Annotated in this window: 1 protein-coding gene; it reads left to right on the forward strand. The window is 46.0% G+C overall.

Annotation, left to right across the window (positions count from 1 at the left end):
* The coding region (gene queG, locus R8N49_RS26300) for a tRNA epoxyqueuosine(34) reductase QueG (RefSeq protein WP_318190347.1) at window positions 1–737 on the forward strand (737 nt) is incomplete at its 5' end.
* Window positions 738–811: the final 74 nt, after the last annotated feature.

Raw genomic sequence — 811 nt, forward strand, 5'->3', positions numbered from 1 at the left:
GCCCTTTTGTCGACTCTGCGCCAATACTTGAGCGCCCTTTAGCCCAAAAGGCCGGATTGGGTTGGACAGGTAAACACTCACTGATCTTAGATAAAGAGTGTGGTTCTTGGTTCTTCCTTGGTGAACTGCTGATTGACCTACCTTTGCCAGTCGATACTCCAAGTGTCGACCAATGCGAAAAATGCCGAGCGTGTATTACGTCATGCCCGACTCAAGCCATTGTAGAAGATAAAGTTGTCGATGCGAGACGCTGTATCTCTTATCTCACGATAGAGTTTGATGGTGTCATCCCTGAAGAATTCCGCAAACCGATGGGTAACCGCATCTACGGTTGTGATGACTGCCAACTCGTCTGCCCATGGAACCGCTATGCAGACGTTACCGAACAAGAAGATTTCCATCGCCGGGAAAGCTTTCACAACCCAGACTTAGTTGAATTATTCCAATGGGACGAGGCGACGTTCTTAAAAAATATGGAAGGTTCTGCTATCCGTCGTATCGGTCACGAACAATGGCTACGTAATATATCTGTCGCACTTGGTAATGCAGAATACAGCCAACGGGTGATAGACGCACTTAATGCGCGACTTGGTGAAAGTAAATTACTGGATGAGCACATCGAATGGGCACTTACCCAGCAGCTCAACCATATCCCTTCTGTAGATGCAGAACCGATTGAGACGAAGAAAAAGCGTTTAATTAGAATTGTTGAGAAAGGCTTACCTAGGGATGCCTAGTGCGTAGCCTATATGCAAGAGATTGAAAACACTTTTTGCATGCTCAATACATGACCCTGTTCTCAATTCTGTAA

The organism is Vibrio sp. 1978, assembly GCF_033344345.1.